Source organism: Curtobacterium sp. MCJR17_043 (genome assembly GCF_003224315.2).
In the GTDB taxonomy this organism is placed as follows: Bacteria; Actinomycetota; Actinomycetes; order Actinomycetales; family Microbacteriaceae; genus Curtobacterium.
Genome location: NZ_CP126259.1, coordinates 1,488,688 through 1,514,029 on the forward strand (window position 1 = coordinate 1,488,688; position 25,342 = coordinate 1,514,029).

Genomic DNA, 25,342 nt, shown 5'->3' on the forward strand with positions numbered 1-25,342 from the left:
ACCCGACCGGGGCAGGGGGGATATCATCGGTACCCCTGTCCCGAAGGGTTGCGAGTGTCCGAACCGCGTGTTTCCGAACCGACCGAGATCGACCGTGAACGCGGCTACGTCGACGGTCTGTTCCACCGACTCGACGAACTGACCACCGAGGCCGAGCAGCGGCTCGTCGAGACCCGCCGGCAGGCAGTCGGTGGCAACCACCAGAGCCGGACCGAGCGCGACGCCTTCGCCCGGCTCTACGAGGACACCGTCGCCACCCTGCGGCGCGTGGGCGACCGCCTGGTGTTCGGGCGGCTCGAGGTCCAGGACCCGCCCGCTGACGAGGACGCCTTCCGGTACATCGGGCGCGTCGGGCTGCGGGACGCCGACCACCGGCCGCTGCTGCTCGACTGGCGCGTGCCGGGCGCGAGTGCGTTCTACCAGGCCACCGCGGCGCATCCCATGGGCATGCGGGCCCGACGCCACCTGACGCTCGAGGGCCGCACGGTCGTCGGCGTCGAGGACGAGGTGTTCGACGCCACGCTCTACGACGACGAGCGCACGCACCTGCAGGGCGAGGGAGCCCTGCTCGCGGCCGTCACCGCCGAGCGCACCGGGCGGATGACCGACATCGTCGCGACGATCCAGGGCGAGCAGGACCGGATCATCCGCTCCCCGCTCGAGGGCGTCCTCATCGTGCAGGGCGGGCCGGGCACCGGCAAGACGGCCGTCGCACTGCACCGTGCGGCGTACCTGCTCTACTCCTACCGGGAGCGTCTGCGCGGTTCCGGTGTGCTCGTCGTCGGGCCGTCCCCGGCGTTCCTGACGTACATCGAGCAGGTGCTGCCGTCCCTCGGTGAGACCGGTGTCGTGATGGCGTCCCTCGGGTCGCTCCACCCGGGGCTCCACACCACCGTGCACGACCGTCGGGACGTCGCCGCCGTGAAGGGGTCCGGGGGAGATGGCCGACCTGCTCCGCCGCGCGGTCCGGTCGCGGCAGGTCGTCCCGACCGAGTCCGTCACGCTCGACATCGAGGGCGAACGGCTCGTCGTCCCGCCGCAGCTGGTCGCCGACGCCATGCGCCGTGCCCAGGACCGCGGCAAGCCGCACAACGTCGCCCGCGTCACGTTCAACAAGAACGCGCTCGACGCCATGACGCGACTGCTCGCCGACCAGCTGCGGCACCGCGGGACGACGGTGGACGAGGCCGACGAGAAGGTGCTGCGCGAGGACATCCGCAGCTCGTACGACGCCCGGGTCCTGCTCAACACGGCGTGGCTGCCGCTGCCGGCCGAGAAGCTCCTCGAGGACCTGTACGCCCGGCCGAACTGGCTCGCGTCCCTCACACCGAACTGGTCGCCCGAGCGACGTGCCCTGCTGCGGCGCGAGCGCGGGGCCGGCTTCACGGTCGAGGACGTGCCGCTCCTGGACGAGGCGGCTGAGCTGCTCGGGGTGTTCGACCCGACCGGTGGTGCGGCGAAGCGGCAGGCGAAGGCCACCCGGAACCGGGACATCGAGAACGCCCGGCAGGCCATCGAGAACATGGGCGTCGAGGGCATCGTCAGCGCCGAGCAGGTCGCCGGTGCCTTCGCGGAGGGCGGGGACCCGCGCTCCACCGCCGAGCGTGCCGCCGAGGACCGCGAGTGGACCTACGGGCACATCGTGGTCGACGAGGCACAGGAGCTGTCACCGATGCAGTGGCGGGTCCTGGCACGCCGCAACCCGCTGCGGTCCTTCACGATCGTCGGAGACATGGCGCAGGGCTCGTCGCCGGGTGCCGCCCGCACGTGGGACGACGTCCGCGGTGCGCTCGCCCGTCGTCGTCGTGGTCGTGCCCCGGAGGTGCCGCTGGACTCCCGCCTCGAGGAGCTCACCGTCAACTACCGCACCCCGCGCTCGATCGTCCAGGCGGCCGGGGCCTTCGCCGCGGCGGCCGGTCTCACGGTGACCGCGAACGAGGCGGTCCGTGACGGCGACCCCGTCGAGCGCTTGCGCGTCGACCGGGCGGACCTGCTCGACACGGTCGCGGACCGGGTCGACGGCGAGCGCGACCTGATCGGCTCCGGGACGATCGGCGTCATCGTGCCGGAGGCCGACGTGGCCGCCGTCCGCGAGCGCCTGGCCCGGACCGAGGCCGACGTCCGCGGGCTCGGGTCACCCCGGCCGGGGTCGGTCACGGTGCTCACCGGCGCGGACGCGAAGGGCCTGGAGTTCGACGGCGTGCTGCTCGTCGACCCGGACCGGGTCGGCTCCGACGCCGCTCGGGCCGCGGCGGCCGTCTACGTCGCGATGACCCGTCCCACCCGCCGGCTCACGGTCATCGAGGTCGCCTGACCGTCCTGCCGGTCGGGCCGGTGCCTCCTGCGGTCCGTCCGACCCGCCGGGAGGCTCGGGAGCGACCCCGTCAGGCGGGCTCGCCCTGGTCGCGTACCTGCTCCACGAGGGCCGCCCACGGGCCGTCCAGGCGACGACCCGGGATCGTCACCGTGGTCCGGGCGACGGTCACCGTCCACACGTAGTCGTCGCGGACGGCGCTGTCGTCACGATCGGCATCCTCCCCACCCGCACCCTCCGGAGCCGCCCCGGGTGCCACGGAACCTTCGCCGGGGAGTGCCCCGACGAGTTCCGTCCACCGGTCGGCGTCCGGACGGGCATCGGTGTCGACCCGCCATGCCCGCGGGAGGCCGGCGAACCCACCACTGCGGCGCACGACGATCTGCATGCCCCGGAACCTACGCCCTCCGCATCCGCTCCGGAGTGCCCGGTCGAGCAGCGCTGCTGCGGCTCAGACCGTCACCCCGACGCGCTGCCAGGCACCGGCGACGGCGGTGTGCTCGCGCGAGCCCGCTCCGAACCGCGCCGCCGCTGCTCGGACCGTGACGGCCGCGAAGCCGGCGAAGTCGATGGACGCCGACACCTCGGCCGAGGTGAGGGCGTCCCACCACACCTGTCCCGCGCCGACCCAGGCCGGTCCGCCGATCGTGGTCGCGGCGAGGAAGAACGCGTGGTTCGGGATGCCGGAGTTCAGGTGCACGCCGCCCTGGTCCTCGGCGGTCTCCACGTAGCCGGCCATGGTCGCGGGCTGTGGGTCCGCCCCGAGCACCGGGTCGTCGTAGGCCGTGCCCGGCGCACGCATCGAGCGGAGGGCGACCCCGTGCACGGCGTCCGTGAACAGCCCTTCGCCGATCAGCCAGGACGCCTGTTCCGCGGTCTGCCGGGCGGCGTACTGGGCGACGAGCACGCCGAAGACGTCGCTCATCGACTCGTTGAGCGCTCCGGACTGCCCCTGGTAGACGAGGTCCGCGGTGTACTGCGTGACGCCGTGGGCCAGCTCGTGCCCGATGACGTCGACCGCGACGGTGAACCGCCGGAAGACCTCGCCGTCTCCGTCGCCGAACACCATCCGCTGCCCGTCCCAGTAGGCGTTGTCGTACTCCCGCCCGTAGTGCACGGTGGCGTCGAGGGGGGAGTCCGGCGCCGTCGATCGACGCCCGTCCGAACACCTCGAGCCAGAACGCGTGCGTCGCGCCGAGGCCCGCGTACGCCTCGTCGACCGCGGGGTCCCCGGTGTCGCCGTCACCCTCCCGCCGCACGACCCTGCCCGGCAGCGTCGTCGTGCCGGCGGCGTCCGCGATCGTGCGCCGCGGAGCGACGTCCGGCGCCTCGGCGGTCCTGGCCGCGCGGAGGCCGGTCACGTGCTTCGGCTCCTGGACGCGGTCCATCGAGGCGAGGGCGGTCCGGGCTGCGGCGGCAGCGCGCGGGAACCGGTCCTCCGGTGCGTCGGCGACGGCGCGGAGGAGGTACGGCGGGACGACGGAGCGCGGCGAGCGGCTGGTCATGGCGACATGCAACCACCGGGGGGCCGACAGCCGGTTCGGCGACCGGGCCTCCCGGCTGTCGGTCCCGCCGTCAGTCGCGCTTGCGGTTCGCGACCAGGGCGAGTGCGTACGCCTCCCACCACCGGCCCGCGGCCGGTCCGCCGTTGCACGCGCCGTCGCTCAGCCCGGGCGTCTTCACCCACAGCAGCGCGTCGAGCCGGGTGGTGCCGCGCGTGACGTGCGGGGTCTGGCCGAGGCCGGCACCGTCGGGGTTGCACCAGTCGCCCCGCCACCCCTGCCCGTTCCGCGAGACGTCGATGACGAAGTGTGGGTCGCCCCCGATCGCGTCGGCGAGCTCGTCGGCGTAGGCGCGCTCCTGGTCCACGCGGTAGAAGTTCGACACGTTCGTGGCGAAGCCCTGCACGCGGTCGACGCCCGCCCGGCGGAGCCACCCGGCCATCGTGTCCACCGGGACCCGGTTCTCGTTCCCGCCGTCCAGGTACACCGTCAGGCCGTGCCCGGTCAGGGCCCCGACCGCCCTCCGGAGGAGCGGCAGCCGGGTGTCCTGCAGCCGCTCGCACACGGCGATCTGCGCGATCGAGTCCGGCTCGACCAGGACCACCGCGTGCGAGCCCGCGAGCGCACGCACGACCGCGCGGACCCACGGCAGGTAGTCGTCCTCGGCGGTGCCGCCGCGCGACCAGTGGCCGCAGTCACGGTCCGGGATCGCGTAGAGCACGAACACCGGGGTCGCCTGCTGCGACCGGGCCGCGGCGAGGACGCTCCGGGCGGTGTCGACGGTCTCCGGGACGGACGGGTCGGTGAGCCACGTCGCGAGGGGCCGGTCGGCGATCACGGCGAGGCGTTCGGCCGTGGTCACCCGGCCCGCGTCCCGCGCCGCGGTCACGTGCCAGCGTGGCTGGTTCGCGCTCGCCGGTTGACGGGCGAGGCCACCCGACCACGCCTCGGCGACGCTCTTGCGATGCACGACCTGGCGGTCGCCGGTGCCCGGGAGGACCACCGTGACCGCGACGACGACGGCCGTGACGAGCGCGGCGACGACCCCGATCCACACCCACTGTCGGCGGGTCGAGGCGCGTTGCGCTCCCGGCATGGGCCGTCCTCCCGCTCGGGCGCCGCCCCCCGTTCGGCGTCGCTCTCGCCCGCCATGTTCCCACCCGATCGGCACCGGATGCCAGGGTGCCGCCCAGGGCCCGGCCAGCAGGGGTGCCCCAGACTGGCCCGATGCTGCGGAAACTGCTCCTCCTCGCCCTGACGGCGGGCTACGCCTGGGTGATCTGGCGCATGACGCTCACCCCGCACGTCTTCACCGAGGCCGAGAACTCCTTCGTGCTCCGCGCCGTCGCCTGGGTCCAGCAGCTGCCGCACGGGGCGTGGTTCACCTACGACCGGACCGAGTTCCTGGCGAACGTCGCCATGTTCGTGCCGGTCGGGCTGATCGCGGCGCTGTGGTTGCCCCGGCGCTGGTGGGTCCTCGGTGCCGTGGTGGCCGTCGCGCTCTCGGTCGGCATCGAGTTCGCGCAGGCCGTGTACCTGCCCTACCGGGTCGCCGACCCCCCGCGACGTGCTGTCGAACGGCATGGGTGGTCTGCTCGGTGCGACGTTCGTCGGCTTCGTCCGGAGCCTGCTGCCGGAGCGCCGACGGCGCCGTCCCCTGCGGGCCCGGACCGTCTGACCGCCGCTCGTCGAGCGGGACGCGCTCTGGTATGCTCGTTCGGTTGCCGTCGAACGGCCGCGGATCAAGAGCGCTCACACAGCAGGTGTGGGCACCGCGCAACGGACACGCTCTCACGCAGAGCAGGAAAGGGGATCCTCCATGGCACTTGACGCGAAGATCAAGCAGGAGATCATCGAAGAGTACGCGACCCACCCGGGCGACACCGGATCCCCCCGAGGTCCAGGTCGCCGTTCTGACGCGTCGTATCAACGACCTGAACGAGCACCTCAAGGAGCACAAGCACGACCACCACTCGCGTCGTGGTCTGCTGCTCATGGTCGGTCAGCGTCGCCGTCTCCTCGGCTACCTCTCCGACGTCGACATCGCCCGCTACCGTGCGCTCATCGAGCGCCTCGGCCTGCGCCGCTAGTCATCGTCAGGGTGCTGCCGCGTCGCAGCCCTGCTGGTCCGGAGCCCCGTCCCTCCTCGTGAGGGACGGGGCTCCTGTCGTTCCCCGGCGGGTGCGTCGGCGTCCGGCGCGGACGGGAATGCCTCCCCCGTCCGCCGCGGTTCCGTGTACTGTTCATGCAAACGCATTGAAAGTCGGGAGTCTCCATGAACACCATCGCCGTCGTCTCCGCCGGGCTCTCCGAGCCCAGCTCGACCCGCCTCCTCGCCGACCGACTCGCAGCCGCAGCCGGTGCCGCGCTCGCGGGGGGAGTCAGCGGGCCCCGTCGAGGTCCGGAACGTCGACCTCCGCCCGCTCGCCCACGAGATCACCGACGCGATGCTGACCCGCTTCTCCGCTCCGGCACTCGCGGCGGCGACGGCCACGGTCGTCGAGGCGGACGCGGTCGTGTTCGTCACGCCGGTCTTCACGGCGGGCATGAGCGGCCTGGCGAAGTCCTTCCTCGACGTGCTGGACAAGGACGCCCTCACCGACATGCCGGTGCTGCTCGGCGCGACGGGCGGGACCGCACGGCACTCGCTCGCCCTCGAGCACGGCATCCGACCGGTGTTCGCCTACCTCCGGGCCGCCGTCGTCCCCACCGCGGTCTTCGCCGCCACGGACGACTGGGGGGAGCGACGACGCGGGCGTGCTCGACGCGCGCATCCGCCGGGGTGGAGCCGACCTTGCCTGGGCGGTCCGGGCCTCCCGGCGGCAGCCGCAGCAGGCGGACGCGCTCCCGGCGGTCACCGACTTCGCGTCGTTGCTCGGCGGGCTGCAGCACCGGTGACACCGGTGTCGCGCCCGCCGGGTCAGTACCAGTGCGGGTCGACGCTCATCTCGTGGTCCCACGCGCCGCACGGCGATCCGTAGCGGTCCGCGATGTACGCCAGACCCCAGTCGATCTGCGTCGCGGCGTTCGTCCGCCAGTCCGCGCCCGCGGCGGCGAGCTTCGACGCCGGCAGGGCCTGCGGGATGCCGTACGCGCCACTCGACGCGTTGAGCGCGTTCGCCCGCCACCCGGACTCCTGCGTCCACAGCGAGACGAGGCAGCCGAACTGGTCGTCGCCCCAGCCGTGGGCACCCATGGCGCTGCGCGCGTAGGCCTGCGCGGCCGCCGGGTCGACGGGGACGCCCTCGGTGCTCGGGTAGGCGTTGTCCGCCGAGCTGGCAGCACCGCCGGCGGCACGCGCGGTCTCGGCCGCGGCCCGTGCGGCGGCCGCCTGCGCCGCCGCCTGCGCCGCGACGGCCTGGCCCACCTCGTAGCGACGCTGCGTCTCGGCGGTGGAGTCCCGGAGCGCGGCGAGCTGCGCGTAGAGCTCGTCGCTGTGCGACTCGGTCTCCGCGACCGCCGCGTCCGCCCGTCGCTGTGCCGCGCGGGCGGCGGTGGCGGTCGCCTCGGCCTGGTCCGCCAGCGACGCCCGCTCGTCCTCGGCCCGCTCCGCCTGGTCGTGCAGCGACGCCGCCGTCCTGGCGGCGACCGCGGCCTCGTCCATGACGCCGTCCCACGTCGTCGACAGCTGGTCGAGCGCGCCGAGCTGGTAGAGCAGCTGGTCGGGGTCGTCCGCCGTCGCGATCCGGGTGGTCATCTGGTCGGTCGAGCCGTCCCGGTACAGGTCGGCCGCGAGGCGCCCGGCCCGGGTCCGCGCGCGCTCGGCCGTCGCGGACGCCTCGTCGGCGTGGGCCTGGAGGCTCGTGGCGGTACGGGTGGCCTCGGCCAGGTCCGCCTCGGCGGCGGCTGCCGCGGCGGCGGTGTCGAGGGCGACCTGCGACTTCTCCGCGGCCTCGGCCTGCACCGACCGGAGCGCGGCCCGGACCTCCGCCACCTCGGCCTGCTTCGCCTGTTCGTCGCCCTCCGCCCGCTGGACGTCCTGCCACGTCGGGTAGTCGGTCGCCGAGGACGGGGTCGCCGAGGACGGGGCCGCCGTCACCGCGGGGACCACGAGGGCGCCGACCAGCACCCCGACGGTGAGGAGGGTGCTCCGGGCACGACCCCGCCGAGGTGCCCGCCGTGGTGCTGCTGCGACCCGTGGTCCGGCCGTCCGTCGTGCTGCTTCCCCGCGCATGGGAGCAGGCTACCGAGGACACGCCCGTTCGCCACGGGCACCGCCGTCGGTCCACCTCGGAATGCTAAGGTCGGCTGGTCTGGGGACCGTTCCCCGCGACGACACACAACACCGCACGCAGACCGGCACGAAGCTGGTCATCGGTGGTGGCATCCGGGCCGAACCGCATCCCGAGTGCTCCCACTGCTGGCCAGACATGCGTTCCGCGTCGTGGAGCGCACGTGCACGCGTGTGCCCGAGGCCGGGTCTGCTGCTCACACACGCAAGGAGGCATCCTCTTGGAGGGTCCCGAGATCAAGTTCGCTGAAGCGACCATCGACAACGGTCGCTTCGGCACCAGGACGGTCCGGTTCGAGACCGGTCGTCTCGCGCAGCAGGCACAGGGTGCCGTCGCCGCGTACCTGGACGAAGAGACCATGCTGCTGTCGGCCACCAGCGCCGGCAAGCACCCGCGCGAGGGCTTCGACTTCTTCCCCCTGACGGTCGACGTCGAGGAGCGCTCGTACGCCGCCGGCAAGATCCCCGGCTCGTTCTTCCGTCGTGAGGGCCGCCCCCTCGACCGAGGCGATCCTCGTCTGCCGCCTCATCGACCGGCCGCTGCGCCCGTCGTTCGTCGACGGCCTCCGCAACGAGGTCCAGATCGTCATCACCGTCCTGAGCATCGCGCCGGACGAGTTCTACGACGCGCTGGCCATCAACGCCGCATCCGCGTCGACGCAGATCTCCGGTCTGCCGTTCTCCGGCCCGATCGCCGGTGTGCGCCTCGCGCTCATCCCCGGCGCGAACGGCACCGACCAGTGGGTCGCGTTCCCGAAGGCGTCGCAGCTCGCCGACGCCGTCTTCGACCTCACCGTCGCCGGCCGCGTCGTCACCGACGAGGCGGGCAACGAGGACGTCGCGATCATGATGGTCGAGGCCGAGGCCACCGAGCACGCCTGGAACCTCATCGAGGGCGGCGCGACCAAGCCCGACGAGGCCATCGTCGCGCAGGGCCTCGAGGCGGCCAAGCCGTTCCTCAAGTCCCTCGTCGAGGCGCAGGCGAAGCTCGCCGCGCAGTCGGCCAAGGAGATCCAGGACTACCCGGTCTTCCCGCCGTACGCCGACGAGGTCTACGCCGCCGTCGAGTCCCTCGCCCTCTCCGAGCTCGGGGACGTGTACCAGATCGCCGGCAAGGCGGAGCGTCAGGACGCCGACGACGCGCTCAAGTCGCGCGTCAAGGCGGCCATCGCCGAGCAGGTCGCCGCGGGCACGCTGCCCGAGGTCGCCACCAGCCAGGTCAGCGCCGCGTACAAGTCGGTCACGAAGAAGGTCGTCCGCGGCCGCATCCTGACCGAGCAGGTCCGCATGGATGGTCGCGGCCTCGCCGACATCCGTCCGCTCGACGCCGAGGTCGCCGTGATCCCGCGTGTCCACGGCTCCGCGGTCTTCCAGCGCGGCGAGACGCAGATCCTCGGCGTCACCACGCTGAACATGCTCAAGATGGAGCAGCAGATCGACTCGCTGTCGCCCGTTACCAAGAAGCGCTACCTGCACCACTACAACTTCCCGCCGTACTCGACCGGTGAGACCGGCCGCGTGGGGTCGCCGAAGCGTCGCGAGATCGGGCACGGCTTCCTCGCCGAGCGCGCCCTCGTGCCGGTGCTGCCGTCGCGCGAGGAGTTCCCGTACGCCATCCGTCAGGTCTCCGAGGCGCTGAGCTCCAACGGCTCGACCTCGATGGGCTCGGTCTGCGCGTCGACCCTGTCGCTCCTCAACGCCGGTGTGCCGCTGCGCGCCCCGGTCGCGGGCATCGCGATGGGCCTCGTCTCCGACACCGTCGACGGCCAGACCCGTTACGCGGCGCTGACCGACATCCTCGGTGCCGAGGACGCCCTCGGCGACATGGACTTCAAGGTCGCCGGTACCTCGGACTTCGTCACGGCCATCCAGCTCGACACGAAGCTCGACGGCATCCCGTCGTCCGTCCTCGACGCCGCGCTGAAGCAGGCCAAGGAGGCCCGCTCGGCCATCCTCGGTGTGCTGAACGAGGCCATCGACGGTCCGGACGAGATGGCCGACACCGCGCCGCGCGTGATCTCGGTGAACATCCCGGTCGACAAGATCGGCGAGCTGATCGGCCCGAAGGGCAAGACGATCAACGGGATCCAGGACGAGACCGGCGCCGACATCTCCATCGAGGACGACGGCACGGTCTACATCGGCGCCGTCGACGGTCCGTCCGCCGAGGCCGCGCGTGCGCAGGTCAACGCGATCGCGAACCCGACGAACCCGGAGATCGGGGACCAGTTCCTCGGCACCGTCGTGAAGATCGCCACGTTCGGCGCCTTCGTGTCGCTGCTCCCGGGCCGTGACGGTCTGCTGCACGTCTCCGAGGTGCGCAAGCTCGCCGGTGGCAAGCGCGTGGAGAACGTCGAGGACGTCCTCGGCGTCGGTCAGAAGATCCTGGTCGAGGTCACCAAGGTGGACGACCGCGGCAAGCTGTCGCTCGCGCCGGTCGTGGCCGACGACGTGGACACCGAGGGTCGCGACGACCACGGCACCCACGCCGAGATGCCCGCCGAGGGCTGATCGACCCGCGTCCCGACGCACGGACGGCCGCCGACCCCGACGGGGTCGGCGGCCGTTCGCCGTCGCGGGCAACGCCGTCCGTCGGGACCGGGCTCGACGCGCGGTCCTGCCCGGGTCAGGAGGCGGGCGTCTCCTGGATGCCGACGAGCTGCGCGCGACCGAGCAGGTGCTCGCGGAGCATGAAACCGACGACGGCCGGCGTCGCGCCGGCGGGGACGTCGAGCGACGGGACGTCGAGCGCGCTCACGGTGAAGAAGTACCGGTGCGGACCGTGGCCCGCGGGCGGAGCGGCCCCGAGGAACGTGTCGGTGCCGAACTCGTTGCGGCGGCGGGTGGCGCCGTCGGGCAGGAGCGAGTCGTCCGTGCCGGCGCCCTGCGGCAGCGACGTCACCGATGCCGGGATGTCGGAGACGGCCCAGTGCCAGAAGCCGGAACCGGTGGGGGGCGTCCGGGTCGTAGGCCGTGAGCACGTAGCTCTGCGTGCCCTCGGGGGGCACCGGACCACGTCAGGGCCGGGGAACGGTCCTCGCCACCGGCGTCGGAGCCGCGGGCCCAGTCGGGCAGCTGGCCGCCGTCCGTGAAGTCGGGGCTGGACAGGTCGAAGGAGGGGACGTCGGGCAGGTTCCAGTTCGGGTGGTTCGTCATGCTCCGAGCCAACACCCGTGCGCCCGGTGGATCCCGGGAGCGCTCCGGTCGGCGCTCAGGCGGCGAGGACCCGCTCGGCGACCCGGTTGAGTGCTGCCGTCGCCGCGATCGCGTCACCGGCGTAGGCACCGGACATCGCGCCGTCGCGGGCGAGCATGAGTTCGTCGGCACCGTCCCCGGGGAGCGGGTGTCCAGCGGCCTGCAGCAGGTCACCGAGGCGTTCCGTGTACCAGTCGCGGTGCACGGCGACGACCTGGCGCACCGGGTCCCGCGGGTCGTGGTACTCGGCGGCCGCGTTGAGGAACGCGCAGCCGCGGAAGTCCGGACGGTTCACGTCGGCGGCGAGGGCGTCGACCCACGCGCGGACGGCGGCCTGTGGGGACTCGGCGTCGCCGACGACGGACTCCATCCAGGCCTGCACGCGGGTGTGCTGCTCACGCACGTAGGCGAGGATCAGGTTGTCCTTCGAGCCGTAGTGCTTGTAGAACGTCGCCTTCGTGACGCTCGCCTCGGAGATGAGGCGGTCGACGCCGACACCGTGGATGCCCTCTTCGTAGAACAGGCGGGTGGCCGTCTCGAGGATGCGGACCTTCGCGCCGCCGGAGCGGGGAGCCGGGGGGGGGGGGGGACGCTCGACCCGTCCGGCGACGCGAGGTTCTGGTTGCTCGGGGCCCGTCCTTGCAGACGCTGACCCAGGAGACGCTGGACGGTCGGTTGGGGGGGAATCGACCGTCACAGCGTGGCTCTCCTTGGGTCATCGGCTCCGCGGCGGAGCGGGGGGGACTCGTGCCGCGCAGGACTGATGTCCCGAGCCACCGGATCGAGATCTAGGGGGGGGGGCTCCCGATCCGGTGACACCACTGTAGCACGATGAGGACAGACAGACGAGTCCGTCTGTCCTTCTTTTTGTACCCCTCTTCGGGTGGCCTCTCCCGACGGCGGTCTGCCTGGGCGATCCCGGCCCGGCCTTCAGTAGAGTCATGACGATGAACCGCCCAGTGCCGCTGCCGCTCGAGGCTCCGGAAACGTCCTTCGTGACGTCCGGTGGAGCCCTCGTCCGGCGCACCGTTCTCGCCTCGGGCGTCCGTGTGCTCACCGAGTCCGTCCCCTCCGTCCACTCCACGAGCATCGGGTTCTGGGTGGGGGGTCGGCTCCCGCGACGAACGTGCCGGGCAGTACGGCTCCACGCACTTCCTCGAGCACCTCCTGTTCAAGGGCACCGCGGAGCGCACCGCGCTCGACATCGCGGTGGCGTTCGACTCCGTCGGCGGTGAGCACAACGCCGCGACCGCGAAGGAGTACACCTGCTACTACGCCCGCGTCCGGGACACCGACGTCCCGATGGCGGTCGGCGTGATCGGCGACATGGTGACGAACTCGACCCTCGAGCCGGCCGCGTTCGACGTCGAGCGCGGGGTCATCCTCGAGGAACTCGCGATGGCGGCCGACGACCCGGCGGACGTGGCGGGGGGAGGCGTTCTTCGCCGCGACCTTCGACGGGCACGCCCTCGGCCGCCCGATCGGTGGGACCCCGGAGTCCATCCGCGAGGTCCAGCGGGACGAGGTGATGGCGCACTACGCCGAGCACTACGAGCCGAACGGCATCGTCGTCACCGCTGCGGGGGGCCGTCGACCACGACCGGTTCTGTGCGCTCGTCGAGGCCGTCTTCGCGGACGCCGGAGCCGCCGTGCCGCTCGCCCGTCGCACCGCGCAGCCCGTCGCCGACCCCGTTGAGTCCGCCGTGCGGGTCGTCCACCGTCCGACCGAGCAGGTCAGCATGCTCCGCGGGTCCCAGGGGCTCGACCTCCGCGACGACCGCCGCCCGGTGCTGAGCATCCTCAACGCCGTGCTCGGCGGGGGCATGAGCTCCCGGCTCTTCCAGGAGGTCCGCGAACGCCGGGGCCTCGCGTACGCCGTGTCCTCGTTCGCACCCGCCTACCTCGACAACGGGGCGTTCGGTGTCTACGCCGGCTGCGCCCCCGACAACGTCGCCGGGGTCGTCGACATCATCGACGGGGAGTTCCGCCGCATGGTCGACCACGGCATCACCGAGGACGAGCTCCGTCGCGCCAAGGGGCAGATCGAGGGCGCGCTGACGCTCTCGCTCGAGGACTCCGACGCCCGGATGACCCGCCTCGGCCGTGCCGAGCTCGGGACCGGCGAGTTCACCGACCTCGCGACCGCCCTCGAGCGTGTCGACCGCGTCACCGCCGCCGACGTGCTCGACCTGTCCCGCGACCTCCTGACCCGACCGACGGTGACCGCCGTGGTCGGGGACGTGCAGCGCGACCGGCTGGCGGCCGCCCTCGGGATCGACGGTTGACCTCCACGATGTCGCACTACCTCTACCTCGTCCGGCACGGCGAACACCAGGACGCCGAGCACGGTCTGCGGGACGGCAAGCTCTCGGAACGCGGCAAGCGCCAGGCGATGCTCATCGCCGACCGTCTGGGCGGCGTGCCGTTCGACGGCGTGTGGCACTCCCCCGCTCGACGCCCCGAGCGAGACCGCGTCCTTCCTGCAGCAGCGCCTCCCGGCCATCCAGCCCGAGCCGTCGACCCTGCTCTTCGACTGCATCCCCTCCGGACCGACACCCGACATGCCGCACGCCTACAAGGGCTGGTACGGGGGGCGTCACGGAAGAGGAGATCGTCGCGGGACAGGCGCAGATGGAGGACGCCGTCGCGGAGTGGTTCACGCCCGCGATGGAGGACCGCCACGACCTGCTCATCACGCACAACGCCGTCATCGGCTGGTTCGTCCGCGAGGTCTTCCAGGCCCCGGAGTGGCGCTGGATGGGGACGAACGTGGCGCACAGTTCGCTGACGATCATCCGGATCCGGTCCGCGAAGCCCGCCGAGCTCGTCACCCTGAACGACCTCGCGCACCTGCCGGTCGAGCTCCGCACCGGGCTGCCCGTCCCGCAGCCGCTCTAGGGTCGGCGCACGGGCTTGCGGTACCAGGCGGTCGCGTTCGGGTTGTCGTTGAAGGCCGGCACCCGCTCGTAGCCCCGACCGCGGTACATCGCGCCCGCGGCGACGAGCGAGTCGTTCGTGTCGAGGACGATGCTCGTCGCGCCCAAGTCGACGGCGGCGGCCTCGAGGACGTCCATCATCGCGGTCGCGACGCCGCGGCCCCGACCCTCCGGCGTCACGAACACGTGCTTGACCTCGAAGCGGACGTCGTCGCCGTCGTCGGCGATGCGGCGCAGGCCACCACAGCCGACCGCGACGGCCCCGTCGGTCGCGACCACGAAGACGCCGTTCGGCGGCACGAACTCGGCGGCCGGTGTCCGCTTCCGCGAGTAGCTGCCCTGCGCGCTCGGGAACGTGGCCTCGCGCTCGTCCAGGTACCGGTCGAGCAGGGCGTCGACCTCGGGGAGGTCGGCGGGGACGACGCGGACGCTGACCTGGCTGCGATCGTCGGACATGCTCCGATCCTAGGATGGGGACATGGTCACTCCCGTCGCCGTCGTCGGCGCCTCCGGTCGGCTCGGGGGCCTCGTGGCCGCCGTCGTCGAGGAACTGCCCGAGTTCGAGCTCGTCGCGCGGTTGTCCTCGCGGGACAGCGCGCACGACGCCCCCGGCTCGGTGTTCGCGGGTGCGGAGCTCGTCGTCGACGTCACGGTGCCCGCGCTCAGCCCCGCCATCGTCGAGAACGCCCTGGCCAGCGGCGCGAACGTCCTGGTCGGTACCTCGGGGTGGTCCGGGGAGCGACTCGGGAGACTGCGGGCGTCGCTCGTCGACCGGCCCGAGCAGGGCGCCTTCGTCGTGCCGAACTTCTCGATCGGGTCGGTGATCGGCACGCACCTCGCGACGATCGCCGCCCCGTGGTTCCCCTCCGTCGAGATCGTCGAGAGCCACCACGCCGGGAAGATCGACTCACCGTCCGGGACCGCCGTCCGCACCGCCGAGCTCATCGCCGAGGCCCGGCGCGACGTCGGTCCGGTCGAGGCCCCGCACGTCGACCAGCGTGCGCGCGGGCAGCAGGTCGCGAGCGTGCCGATCCACTCGCTCCGGCTGCCCGGGGTGAAGGCCGTGCAGGACGTGGTGCTGAGCGGTCCCGGCGAGACCCTCACCATCCGCCACGACACCGGGGACGACGCCGCCTACCTGCCGGGCATCCGCGCCGCGCTGCAGGCGGTCGGGTCGATGCGCGGGTTGACGGTCGGCCTCGGGTCCGTGCTCGGCATCGGGTAGGCGACGCTCGTGCGAGGCCTGCGGTCACCGTTCTGGGGCGTCCTGCTCATGACCGTCCTGCTCGTGGTGTACATCGTGCTCGTCGGGCAGCGGGCGGTGGCGTTCATCGCGACCGGCCTCCCGGTCGGCATCGGCATCGGCGTCGCGCTGGTCGTCGTGGCCCTGGTGGGGGGCACTGCTCCTCGTGCTGGAACTCCGCTTCGGACTGCGCATCACGCGCCTCGGCGCCCGGCTCGAACGGGACGGCGGCGCACCGTCGGACGTCGTCCCGGTGCGCCCCTCCGGGCGTCCGGACCGGGGCGCCGCCGACGAGCTGTTCCCGCGCTACCGCGCCGCGGTCGAGGCCGCCCCGGACGACTGGCGTGCCTGGTACCGCCTCGGGGTCGTCTACGACGCGGCGGGGGGACCGGAAGCGCGCCCGCGCCGCGATGCGGACCGCCCTCGCGCACGCACGGTGACGGTGCGGGGACGGGGTCAGAACGCCGCGTCGACCGCGTCCTCGGCCCGCGTGTACCGGAACGTGTAGCCCGAGTCGAGCAGCTTCGCCGGGACCATCCGCTGGTTGGACAGGAGCATCTCGTCCGCCGCGTCCCCGAGCAGCCTGCGGAGCGCGAAGGCCGGGACGCGGAACAGGTACGGGCGGTGCAGGTCCTCGGCGACGCGCTTGGTGATGCGGTCGGCCACGGCCGGCTCCGGGCCCGACAGGTTGACCGGACCGGACACGTCGTCGGCGGTCACCAGGTGCACGATCGCGCCGACCTCGTCCTCGAGGGCGATCCACGGCCACCACTGGCCACCGGTGCCGAGACGACCGCCGCCACCCGCCTTCGTCAGCGGGACGAGTGGGGCGAGCGCGCCACCGCCCTGACCGATGACGATGCCGGTGCGCAGCAGCACGACGCGCACGCCGTCGGGCGCGCGGCGGGCCTCTGCCTCCCAGGCGGTGCAGACGTCGGCGAGGAACCCGCTGCCGGACGACGCGTCGTCGTCGAGGACGTCGGCCGGCCGGTCGCCGTAGACCCCCGAGGCGGACCCGGACAGGAAGACGCGGGGCGGTGTCGTGGCGGCACGCATCGCGTCGACCAGGGTCGTCGTGGCGTCGACCCGGGAGGACCGGATCGCGTGTCGGTAGGAGTCCGTCCAGGGCAGCTTGCCGAGGTTCGCGCCGGACAGGTTGACGACGACGTCGGCGCCGTCCAGGACGGCCGGGTCGAGCGGACGCTCCCCGGGCGCCCACCGGAACTCGGTCGGCGTCCGCGGCTCGCGCCGAACCAGCGTCGAGACGTGGTGCCCCGCTTCGCGCAGGGCACGGACGAGTGGCGTGCCGATGAAGCCGGATGCGCCGGCCACCAGGACCGAGAGGGGCTGTGACGTCATGCCGCCACGGTACTCACGCACCTGACGGCCCGCCGCGGCGCTGCCGGGAGGCCCGACACCCCGCCGGTCGCCCGGCTCGCCTCCACCGCGGTGCACGCTTAGGCTCGACGTCGTGACCGAGATCCCCACGCCGTACGAAGACCTGCTGCGCCGAGTGCTCGAGGAGGGCTCCCCGAAGGGCGACCGGACCGGCACCGGTACTCGCAGCCTGTTCGGTGCGCAGCTGCGCTACGACCTGTCGCAGGGGTTCCCGCTCGTCACCACGAAGCGCGTGCACATGAAGTCGATCGCGTACGAGCTGCTGTGGTTCCTCCGCGGGGACTCGAACGTCGGCTGGCTGCAGGAGCACGGCGTCCGGATCTGGAACGAGTGGGCGGGCGAGGACGGCGACCTCGGGCCGGTGTACGGCGTGCAGTGGCGCTCCTGGCCGACCCCGTCCGGCGAGCACGTCGACCAGATCGCCCAGGTCATCGAGCAGATCCGGTCGAACCCCGATTCGCGTCGGCTCATCGTGTCGGCGTGGAACGTGGCGGACATCCCGAGCATGGCGCTCGCCCCGTGCCACGCGTTCTTCCAGTTCCACGTCAACGACGGCAAGCTCTCGTGCCAGCTGTACCAGCGGAGCGCGGACATGTTCCTCGGCGTCCCCTTCAACATCGCCTCGTACGCCCTGCTGACGCACATGGTCGCGGCACAGACCGGACTCGAGGTCGGCGACTTCATCTGGACGGGTGGTGACTGCCACGTCTACGACAACCACGTCGAGCAGGTGCAGGAGCAGCTGACCCGGACGCCGTACCCGCTGCCGACGCTCGAGCTCGCCCCCCCGCGACTCGATCGACGACTACGAGTACGAGGACATCACCGTCGTCGGCTACGAGCACCACCCGGCGATCTCCGGCAAGGTCGCGGTCTGATGACGGACGACCGGGCGGGGTCGTGGACGGAGCCCGGGCCCACGCCGCCGGTTCCGGATCGACGCGCCAGCGGCGAGCCGGCCGTGCCGGTGGGGATCACCGGCGTCGGGCTCGTCTGGGCCCGGTCGTCGAACGGCGTCATCGGCGCGGACGGGGGGCATCCCCTGGCACGTGCCGGAGGACCTCGCGCACTTCCGCGAGGTCACCGGCAGTGCGACCGTCGTGATGGGGCGTCGCACCTGGGACTCCCTGCCCGAGCGCTTCCGCCCGCTGCCCGGTCGCCGGAACGTCGTGCTGACGCGGGACACCGCGTGGTCCGCCGAGGGTGCCGTGGTCGTGCACGACCTGGCCAGCGCGCTCGACACCGACGACGACGTCTGGGTGATCGGCGGCGGCGCGGTCTACGCGGACGCCCTGTCCTCGGCCGACCGCGTCGCGGAGACCGTCGTCGACGTCGAGGTGGACGGGGACACCTCGGCACCGACGCTCGGCGAGGACTGGACCCTCGTCGACGAGGGCCCCTGGCAGGTGTCCCGCGTCGACGGCACGCGCTACCGCTTCCTCGACTGGCGCCGCCGCGCCTGAACGCACCTGCCGGAGGTGATCCGGGCCTCCCGGCGGGGCACCGTCCGGGCGGACGGACGCACGGTCCGTCGCGCCCGGTACGCTGGACTCCGTGTCCACGCGTGAGAATCCCTTCGGCCAGGTCCTCGTCGCGCTCGTGACCCCGTTCACCGCCGACGGCGAGGTGGACTGGCCGGGCGTCGAGCAGCACATCGACGACTGCATCACGGCGGGTGCCGACGGCATCGTCGTGACCGGCACCACCGGCGAGACGTCGACCCTCACCGACCCGGAGAAACTCCGGCTGGTCGAGGTCGGCAAGTCCGTCGCCGCGGGTCGCGCGAAGATCATCACCGGCGGTGGCTCCAACGAGACCGCGCACGCCATGCAGCTCTACAAGCAGAGCGAGCGCGCCGGTGCCGACGGGGTCATGATCGTCACGCCGTACTACAACAAGCCGACCCAGGCCGGTGTCCTCACGCACTTCCGGATGATCGCCGACGCGACCGACCTGCCGGTGATCCTGTACGACATCCCGGGCCGCACCGGCATCCCGATCACGTACGACACCATCCTGCGCGCGTCGAAGCACCCGAACATCCTCGCGGTGAAGGACGCCAAGGGCGACTTCGCCGAGGTCTCGCGGGTGCTCAACAACACGGACCTCATGTACTTCTCGGGCGACGACACGAACGTGCTCCCGCACCTGTCGATCGGTGCCACGGGCCTCATCGGTGTCACGGCGAACATCACGAGCACGCCGTACCGCACGATCGTCGACGCCGTGAACCGCGGCGACCTGGCCACCGCGACGGCCGAGCACAAGCGCCTCGAGCCCCTCGTCCGCGCGGTCATGACCCACGTGCCCGGCACCGTCGCCGCGAAGTACGTCCTGCACGGGCTCGGCCGCATCGGCAGCCCGCGTGTCCGCCTGCCCCTCGTCGGGCCCGAGGACTCCGAGGCGTACGCCATCGAGACCTCGCTCGAGGCCGTCCGGGACGTCCCCGGCGCCGACTTCTCCAACTTCCGTCCCGATCGCAACGCAGCGGCCGGCGGCGCACTACCGAAGGTGCCAGGCACCACCCGCTAGACGAACACCGCGGCGCACGACGTGCGTCGCCCGAATCCGTAGGACCGAATGCCCACACAGATCTCCACACCGCAGCCGCTCGAACCCGGAACGCTCCGAGTCATCCCCGTCGGGGGGACTCGGCGAGATCGGTCGCAACATGACCGTCTACGAGTTCGAGGGCAAGATCCTCATCGTCGACGCCGGCGTCCTCTTCCCGGAGGAGCACCAGCCTGGCGTCGACCTGATCCTGCCGGACTTCTCGCCGATCCGGGACCGCCTCGACGACGTCCTCGGTGTCGTGCTCACGCACGGGCACGAGGACCACATCGGCGCCGTCCCGTACCTGCTGAAGCTCCGCGGCGACATCCCGCTCATCGGCTCCACGCTGACCCTCGCACTCGTCGAGGCGAAGCTCAAGGAACACCGGATCAAGCCGTACACGCTCAACGTGGCCGAGGACCAGACCGAGCAGCTCGGTCCGTTCCACCTCGAGTTCGTCGCCGTGAACCACTCGATCCCGGACGCCCTCGCCGTCGCCATCACCACCCCGGCCGGCCGCGTGCTGCACACCGGTGACTTCAAGATGGACCAGCTGCCGCTCGACGACCGGATCACCGACCTCCGTGCGTTCGCGCGTCTCGGCGAGCAGGGCGTCGACCTGTTCCTGCCGGACTCCACGAACGCCGACGTGCCGGGCTTCACCGCCCCGGAGCGCGACATCGGCCCCGTGCTCGAGAACATCATCACGCGCGCCCGCAAGAAGGTCGTCGTCGCGAGCTTCTCGTCCCACGTGCACCGCGTGCAGCAGGTCCTCGACGCCGCCGCAGCCGCGAACCGCAAGGTCGCGTTCATGGGCCGCTCGATGATCCGCAACATGACGATCGCCGCCGAGCTCGGGTACCTGCGGGTTCCGGAGAACGTGCTCATCGACACGAAGAAGGCGAAGAACGTCCCCGACGACCAGATCGTCTACATGTCGACCGGGTCCCAGGGCGAGCCGATGGCCGTCCTCGCCCGCATGGCGAACCTCGAGCACCAGATCGAGATCGGCGAGGGCGACACCGTCATCCTCGCGTCGTCGCTCATCCCGGGCAACGAGAACGCCGTCTACCGCGTGATCGACGGGCTGACCAAGCTCGGCGCGAAGGTCGTGCACAAGGGCAACGCGAAGGTGCACGTCTCCGGGCACGCGTCCGCCGGCGAGCTGCTCTACTGCTACAACATCCTCCGGCCGCGCAACGTCATGCCCGTGCACGGCGAGCACCGTCACCTGTACGCGAACGCCGACCTGGCGATCCAGACCGGCGTCCCGCCGCGCAACGTGGTCCTGGGGGGAGGACGGCACGGTCGTCGACCTCAAGGACGGCGTCGTGACCATCGCCGGTCAGCTCGACATCGGGTACGTCTACGTGGACGGGTCCACCGTCGGTGAGATCACCGACGCCGACCTGAAGGACCGCCGCGTGCTGGCCGAGGAGGGCTTCATCTCGGTCTTCTGCGCCGTCGACTTCACCACGGGCCAGTGCGTCATCGGTCCGGAGATCCAGTCCCGCGGATTCGCCGAGGACGACTCCGTCTTCGACGACGTCCGTCCGCAGATCGCGAAGGCCCTGGCGGACGCCGCCGGCAACGGCACGCGCGACCAGCACGCGTTCACGCAGGTCGTCCGGCGCACGGTCGGCCGCTGGGTGAACACGAAGCACCGCCGTCGCCCGATGATCGTGCCGGTCGTCATCGAGGCATAGGGGCTCCGCCCCACCGCACCGGGAGGCCCGCTGCACGTCCGCTCCGGACGTTGCGGCGGGCCTCCCGTCGTTGTCCCCGGGAACGATTAGGGTTCTGCCCATGGCCGGAGGCACCAAGTCGACCACGCGCTCGCGCGCGTCCTCGTCGTCGACCCGTGGAAGCGGGGCGCGCGGGACGACGCGCACCCAGGCGACGACGAAGAAGCTGCCGCAGGCTGCACCCACGCCGGTGTTCCGTGAGCAGAACCCGCTCGTGACCGCGTGGATGGGCGTGGCGCACGGCGTCGGCGCCGGTTTCCGGCTGCTCGGCAAGGAGTCGCTCGAGAAGGACCAGCGGCGCGACGGGTTCCCGTTCCTGCTGTTCGTCCTCGCGGTCCTCGGCGCCGTGGTGGAGTGGCTCAACCCCACGAACCCGGTGTCGATCGGGCTCGACGCCTACACGTTCGGTGGCCTGTTCGGGCGCCTGGCGTTCGCGCTGCCCGTCATCATGGTCGTGTTCGCCGGCTGGCTGTTCCGGCACCCGGCGTCCGTGCACGACAACACCCGGATCGGGATCGGCCTCGGGCTGATGCTCGTGTCGATAGCTTCGCTCTGCCACGTGTTCGGCGGACAGCCGAGTGCCGCGGACGGCATGCCCGCCCTGGCCGCGGCCGGCGGCGTGCTCGGATGGGTCGTCATCGGCTGGCTCGTCGCCGTCGCGACCGCGTGGGTCGCGGTCCCCGTGGCGGTGGTCCTGCTCGCGCTCTCGCTCTTCATCATCACCAAGACCCCGCCGAACAAGCTCGGCCGGCGGCTGCACGAGCTGTACGCGTACCTGTTCGGCGCTCCCGGCCCGGCCGCCGAGGCACCCGTCGCCGAGGACGACACCGCGCCGGCGACGAAGCCGACCCGCAAGCGGAGCCCGAAGGGGCAGTCGCAGGACTTCCCGCTGTTCGAGGACCTCGGGTTCGACGAGGACGGCACCCCCGTCGAGGACGGCGCCGACGGGCACCTGCCGTGGTGGCGCCGCAACAAGTCCGGACGCGAAGAGGACCCGGCGTACGACAGCCCCGTCATCCCGCCGACCGGTGTCGCGCCCGCAGCCGTCCCGGCCCCGGGTGCCGCGGCCGGTCTCCGCGACCTGACGCCCGCCGAGCCGGTCTCGGTCAACCTGAACGACTCGGTCGAGCAGGACGTCGCCGACGACCTCGACCGCGCGGAGCAGGCACTGCGCGACTTCGGGTCGCCGGCGCCGGCGTCCCCGACGGAGGCGTTCCGTCCGGACCGTGACGTGGCCGCTGCCGTCGCCACGGGCCTCCCGACCGGACCGGCGCCCGTCGCTCCGGCGAGCGTCCCCGTCGTGTCGGCGGAGTCGGACCTCGGCGACGTCGGCGTGGACGACGAGCCCGAGGGTCTGCCGCCGGTCGCGACCGAGGAGGACCCGGCGCACCCGTACCGGCTGCCGGCGGCGACGACACTGAGCCCCGGCACCCCCCTCGGTCGCCCGCAGCCAGGCGAACGACGAGATCGTCGCCGCCATCACCGGCGTCCTGACCGAGTTCAAGGTCGACGCGAAGGTCACCGGGTTCTCCCGCGGCCCGACGGTCACGCGGTACGAGATCGAGCTCGGCCCGGGCGTCAAGGTGGAGCGCGTCACGGCCCTGTCGAAGAACCTGTCCTACGCGGTCGCCTCGAACGAGGTCCGCATCCTCTCGCCGATCCCGGGCAAGAGCGCGATCGGCGTCGAGATCCCGAACACCGACCGCGAGATCGTCTCCCTCGGTGACGTCCTCCGGTCGAGCGCGGCCACGAAGTCGAAGCACCCGATGACCATCGGTGTCGGCAAGGACGTCGAGGGCGGCTTCGTCGTGGCGAACCTGGCGAAGATGCCGCACCTGCTCGTCGCGGGCTCCACTGGCTCCGGCAAGTCGGTCTTCATCAACTCGATGATCACGTCGCTGCTCATGCGCGCGAAGCCGTCCGAGGTCCGCATGGTCCTCGTCGACCCGAAGCGCGTGGAGCTGTCGATCTACGCCGGCGTCCCGCACCTCATCACCCCCATCATCACGAACCCGAAGAAGGCGGCCGAGGCGCTGCAGTGGGTCGTGAAGGAGATGGACATGCGGTACGACGACCTGGCGTCGTTCGGCTTCCGGCACGTCGACGACTTCAACAAGGCGGTCCAGAACGAGGAGATCGTGCTGCCGGCCGGCAGTGAGCGGAAGCTCAAGCCGTACCCGTACCTGCTCGTCGTCGTGGACGAGCTCGCCGACCTCATGCTCGTCGCCCCGCGCGACGTCGAGGAGTCGATCGTCCGCATCACCCAGCTCGCCCGCGCCGCCGGCATCCACCTGGTGCTCGCGACGCAGCGCCCGTCGGTGGACGTCATCACGGGCCTCATCAAGGCGAACGTGCCGTCGCGCATCGCCTTCGCCGTCACGAGCGTCACGGACTCCCGCGTCATCCTCGACCAGCCCGGCGCCGACAAGCTCATCGGCCAGGGCGACGGCCTGTTCCTGCCCATGGGGTCGTCCAAGGCGGTCCGCGTGCAGGGCGCCTGGGTGCAGGAGACCGAGGTCGCCGAGGTCGTCCAGCACGTCACGCGACAGGCCCAGCCCGAGTACCGGCAGGACGTCGCGGCCGTGGTCGAGCGCAAGGAGATCGACGCCGACATCGGCGACGACCTCGAGCTGCTGTTGGCGGCCGTCGAACAGGTCGTCTCGACGCAGTTCGGTTCGACGTCGATGCTGCAGCGCAAGCTCCGGGTCGGCTTCGCGAAGGCCGGGCGGCTCATGGACCTCATGGAGTCCCGCGACATCGTCGGGCCGTCCGAGGGGTCCAAGGCACGTGACGTCCTCGTGACGGGGGGACCAGCTGCCCGCGGTGCTCGCGAAGCTCCGGGGCGAGGAGCCGCCGGCAGCGCCCGCCGCCCCCGCCGCGGCTGGGTCCACGCACCCGGCGGAGGGGTCCGACGACCGGTACGGGGACGACCCGGTGGCCGGCATGACACGTGGGTACGATGAGGTGGACGGCGACACCGACGAGGACGCCTGGGGCCTGACGGGCAGGGAGTGAGACCATGACCGCCTCCGACGGTACGACCAACCGGTTCCCGTGGCGCGGCCGGATCCTGCGGAAGGGTCCCGGCCCCGCGTCGACCGCGAACGTCGCGAACATCATCACCGTGGTGCGCATCCTCATGGCGCCGCTGTTCTTCGTGCTGCTCCTGGCGGATGCCGGTGCGGACGGGCCGGTGCGCATCTGGGCCGCGGTGCTCTTCGTCGTGGCGATCGTCACCGACAGCGCCGACGGCATCATCGCGCGACGCCAGGACCTGGTCACCGACTTCGGGAAGCTCGTCGACCCGATCGCCGACAAGGTCCTCATCGGCGGCGCCCTCGTGGCCCTCTCGATCCTCGGAGAACTGCCCTGGTACGTGACGGTGCTCATCATGGTCCGTGAGATCGGCATCACCGTCTTCCGGTTCGCCGTGCTGTCCGACCGGGTCATCCCGGCCAGCCGCGGCGGCAAGGTCAAGACCGTGCTGCAGGCCGTCGCGCTCACCCTCGCGCTGTTCCCGTGGTGGCACCTGGTCGGCGACCTCGCGCACTGGGTGAACGGCGTCTTCATGGCGGCCGCCCTCGTGGCGACCGTGGCGAGCGGTGTCGACTACCTGGTGCAGGCGTGGAAGCACAACCGGACCCCGGCGTGACCGACGCCGACTCCGGCGGTCACGCAGCGGCACTCGTGGCGGCCCTGACCGCACGCGGCGAGACCGTGGCGGTCGCGGAGTCGTTGACCGGCGGACTCGTCGTGTCGGAGCTGGTCGGCGTCCCCGGGGCGTCGGCCGTCGTGCGCGGCGGTGTCGTCGCCTACGCAACGCCCGTGAAGGCGACCGTGCTCGGTGTCGATGCCGACCTGCTCGCCGAGCACGGCGCCGTGGACCCCGAGGTGGCCCGCCAGATGGCCGCGGGTGTCCGGATCGCGCTGGCCGTGGACGGCGTCCCCGCGACCTGGGGGGATCAGCACGACCGGCGTCGCCGGACCGGATCCGCAGGACGGCAAACCGGTCGGCACCGTGTTCATCGGGATCGCGAGCGCCGAGCGCGCCGCAGCGGTCGAACTCCACCTGGACGGGGACCGCGGGGCAATCCGCGCGGCGGTCGTCTCCGAACTCCTGGCACGTCTGCGATCCAGACTCCAGGGCGTGGAATAGCGGGCGTGACCGTCAGGTTACATCTCACGCAATCTCCAGCAGGACGGCAGCCGCACTGGCTACCATGCT

Annotated in this window: 13 protein-coding genes and 11 pseudogenes; 16 read left to right on the forward strand and 8 right to left on the reverse strand. The window is 72.2% G+C overall.

Going from position 1 to position 25,342, the window contains the following annotated elements; translation table 11 throughout:
• Positions 1-54 precede the first annotated feature (54 nt).
• Positions 55-2,314: pseudogene (locus DEJ15_RS07835) on the forward strand (HelD family protein).
• Between the two features lie 70 nt (positions 2,315-2,384).
• Here DEJ15_RS07835 and DEJ15_RS07840 read toward each other — a convergent pair.
• From DEJ15_RS07840 to DEJ15_RS07850, 3 genes and pseudogenes are all read right to left on the reverse strand, one after another.
• Positions 2,385-2,702: a protealysin inhibitor emfourin gene (locus DEJ15_RS07840; RefSeq protein WP_110823863.1), complete on the reverse strand. Its 318-nt coding sequence runs from the start codon at positions 2,700-2,702 to the stop codon at positions 2,385-2,387.
• A gap of 63 nt (positions 2,703-2,765) precedes the next feature.
• Positions 2,766-3,819, reverse strand: a pseudogene (locus DEJ15_RS07845) (M4 family metallopeptidase).
• Positions 3,820-3,889: 70 nt separating this feature from the next.
• The gene (locus DEJ15_RS07850) at positions 3,890-4,912 is read right to left on the reverse strand and encodes a glycoside hydrolase family 6 protein (protein ID WP_110823865.1); all 1,023 of its coding nucleotides are present in this window, start codon (positions 4,910-4,912) and stop codon (positions 3,890-3,892) included.
• Between the two features lie 131 nt (positions 4,913-5,043).
• On the opposite strand from DEJ15_RS07850, the gene DEJ15_RS07855 reads away from it, so the two are divergent.
• The 3 genes and pseudogenes from DEJ15_RS07855 (at position 5,044) to DEJ15_RS07865 (ending at position 6,797) form a co-directional block, all read left to right on the forward strand.
• Positions 5,044-5,646 (forward strand): VanZ family protein, encoded by a 603-nt coding sequence (locus DEJ15_RS07855; protein WP_284176100.1) that lies wholly within the window; start codon positions 5,044-5,046, stop codon positions 5,644-5,646.
• Positions 5,636-5,906: pseudogene (gene rpsO / locus DEJ15_RS07860) on the forward strand (30S ribosomal protein S15). Before DEJ15_RS07855 ends, rpsO begins: the two are co-directional and overlap by 11 nt.
• A gap of 270 nt (positions 5,907-6,176) precedes the next feature.
• Positions 6,177-6,797 carry a CE1759 family FMN reductase gene (locus tag DEJ15_RS07865; protein ID WP_284176102.1) on the forward strand — a complete coding sequence of 207 codons (621 nt, stop codon included), beginning with the start codon at positions 6,177-6,179 and terminating at the stop codon, positions 6,795-6,797.
• On the opposite strand, the gene DEJ15_RS07870 is transcribed toward DEJ15_RS07865, so the two are convergent.
• On the reverse strand, positions 6,737-7,990 hold the full coding sequence (locus tag DEJ15_RS07870) for a coiled-coil domain-containing protein (protein ID WP_146232768.1): 1,254 nt from the start codon (positions 7,988-7,990) through the stop codon (positions 6,737-6,739). The two genes, DEJ15_RS07865 and DEJ15_RS07870, sit on opposite strands and share 61 nt — an antisense overlap.
• Before the next feature lie 278 nt (positions 7,991-8,268).
• Here DEJ15_RS07870 and DEJ15_RS07875 point away from each other — a divergent pair.
• A pseudogene (locus DEJ15_RS07875) lies at positions 8,269-10,558 on the forward strand (polyribonucleotide nucleotidyltransferase).
• A gap of 115 nt (positions 10,559-10,673) precedes the next feature.
• Here the strand turns inward: DEJ15_RS07875 and DEJ15_RS07880 are convergent.
• Together DEJ15_RS07880 and DEJ15_RS07885 are read right to left on the reverse strand one after the other, a co-directional pair.
• Positions 10,674-11,203 (reverse strand): annotated as a pseudogene (locus DEJ15_RS07880) (YbhB/YbcL family Raf kinase inhibitor-like protein).
• Positions 11,204-11,258: 55 nt separating this feature from the next.
• Positions 11,259-11,939: a TetR/AcrR family transcriptional regulator gene (locus tag DEJ15_RS07885; RefSeq protein WP_284176104.1), complete on the reverse strand. Its 681-nt coding sequence runs from the start codon at positions 11,937-11,939 to the stop codon at positions 11,259-11,261.
• 250 nt (positions 11,940-12,189) lie between these two features.
• Here DEJ15_RS07885 and DEJ15_RS19430 point away from each other — a divergent pair.
• Positions 12,190-13,527, forward strand: a pseudogene (locus DEJ15_RS19430) (M16 family metallopeptidase).
• A gap of 8 nt (positions 13,528-13,535) precedes the next feature.
• Positions 13,536-14,140: pseudogene (locus tag DEJ15_RS07895) on the forward strand (histidine phosphatase family protein).
• Here DEJ15_RS07895 and DEJ15_RS07900 read toward each other — a convergent pair.
• A complete protein-coding gene (locus tag DEJ15_RS07900; RefSeq protein WP_110823874.1) occupies positions 14,137-14,634 on the reverse strand; it encodes a GNAT family N-acetyltransferase in 498 nt (165 codons plus the stop codon). The pseudogene DEJ15_RS07895 and the gene DEJ15_RS07900 sit on opposite strands and share 4 nt — an antisense overlap.
• 22 nt (positions 14,635-14,656) lie before the next feature.
• Here DEJ15_RS07900 and DEJ15_RS07905 point away from each other — a divergent pair, with 22 nt between their 5' ends.
• Both DEJ15_RS07905 and DEJ15_RS07910 read left to right on the forward strand, forming a co-directional pair.
• Positions 14,657-15,403 carry a 4-hydroxy-tetrahydrodipicolinate reductase gene (locus DEJ15_RS07905; protein WP_110823875.1) on the forward strand — a complete coding sequence of 249 codons (747 nt, stop codon included), beginning with the start codon at positions 14,657-14,659 and terminating at the stop codon, positions 15,401-15,403.
• A 184-nt stretch (positions 15,404-15,587) separates the two neighbouring features.
• The gene (locus DEJ15_RS07910; RefSeq protein ID WP_349814856.1) at positions 15,588-15,929 is read left to right on the forward strand and encodes a tetratricopeptide repeat protein; all 342 of its coding nucleotides are present in this window, start codon (positions 15,588-15,590) and stop codon (positions 15,927-15,929) included.
• Here the strand turns inward: DEJ15_RS07910 and DEJ15_RS07915 are convergent.
• Positions 15,878-16,780 carry a TIGR01777 family oxidoreductase gene (locus DEJ15_RS07915; protein WP_110824023.1) on the reverse strand — a complete coding sequence of 301 codons (903 nt, stop codon included), beginning with the start codon at positions 16,778-16,780 and terminating at the stop codon, positions 15,878-15,880. The genes DEJ15_RS07910 and DEJ15_RS07915 overlap by 52 nt on opposite strands.
• 112 nt (positions 16,781-16,892) lie before the next feature.
• Between DEJ15_RS07915 and DEJ15_RS07920 the strand changes: the two are divergent.
• The 7 genes and pseudogenes from DEJ15_RS07920 to DEJ15_RS07950 all read left to right on the forward strand — a co-directional run bounded on the left by DEJ15_RS07920 (position 16,893) and on the right by DEJ15_RS07950 (position 25,273).
• A pseudogene (locus DEJ15_RS07920) lies at positions 16,893-17,697 on the forward strand (thymidylate synthase).
• Positions 17,698-17,868: 171 nt separating this feature from the next.
• Positions 17,869-18,282, forward strand: coding sequence for a dihydrofolate reductase (locus DEJ15_RS07925; RefSeq protein WP_349814857.1), 414 nt, complete (start codon positions 17,869-17,871; stop codon positions 18,280-18,282).
• A 91-nt stretch (positions 18,283-18,373) separates the two neighbouring features.
• Positions 18,374-19,351: a 4-hydroxy-tetrahydrodipicolinate synthase gene (dapA, locus tag DEJ15_RS07930; protein ID WP_110823877.1), complete on the forward strand. Its 978-nt coding sequence runs from the start codon at positions 18,374-18,376 to the stop codon at positions 19,349-19,351.
• A 48-nt stretch (positions 19,352-19,399) separates the two neighbouring features.
• Positions 19,400-21,078: pseudogene (locus DEJ15_RS07935) on the forward strand (ribonuclease J).
• A gap of 100 nt (positions 21,079-21,178) precedes the next feature.
• Positions 21,179-24,132: pseudogene (locus tag DEJ15_RS07940) on the forward strand (FtsK/SpoIIIE family DNA translocase).
• 4 nt (positions 24,133-24,136) lie between these two features.
• Positions 24,137-24,769, forward strand: coding sequence for a CDP-diacylglycerol--glycerol-3-phosphate 3-phosphatidyltransferase (pgsA, locus tag DEJ15_RS07945; RefSeq protein ID WP_110823880.1), 633 nt, complete (start codon positions 24,137-24,139; stop codon positions 24,767-24,769).
• Positions 24,766-25,273 (forward strand): annotated as a pseudogene (locus DEJ15_RS07950) (CinA family protein). The gene pgsA and the pseudogene DEJ15_RS07950 overlap by 4 nt, the downstream one beginning before the upstream one ends.
• Positions 25,274-25,342 lie beyond the last annotated feature (69 nt).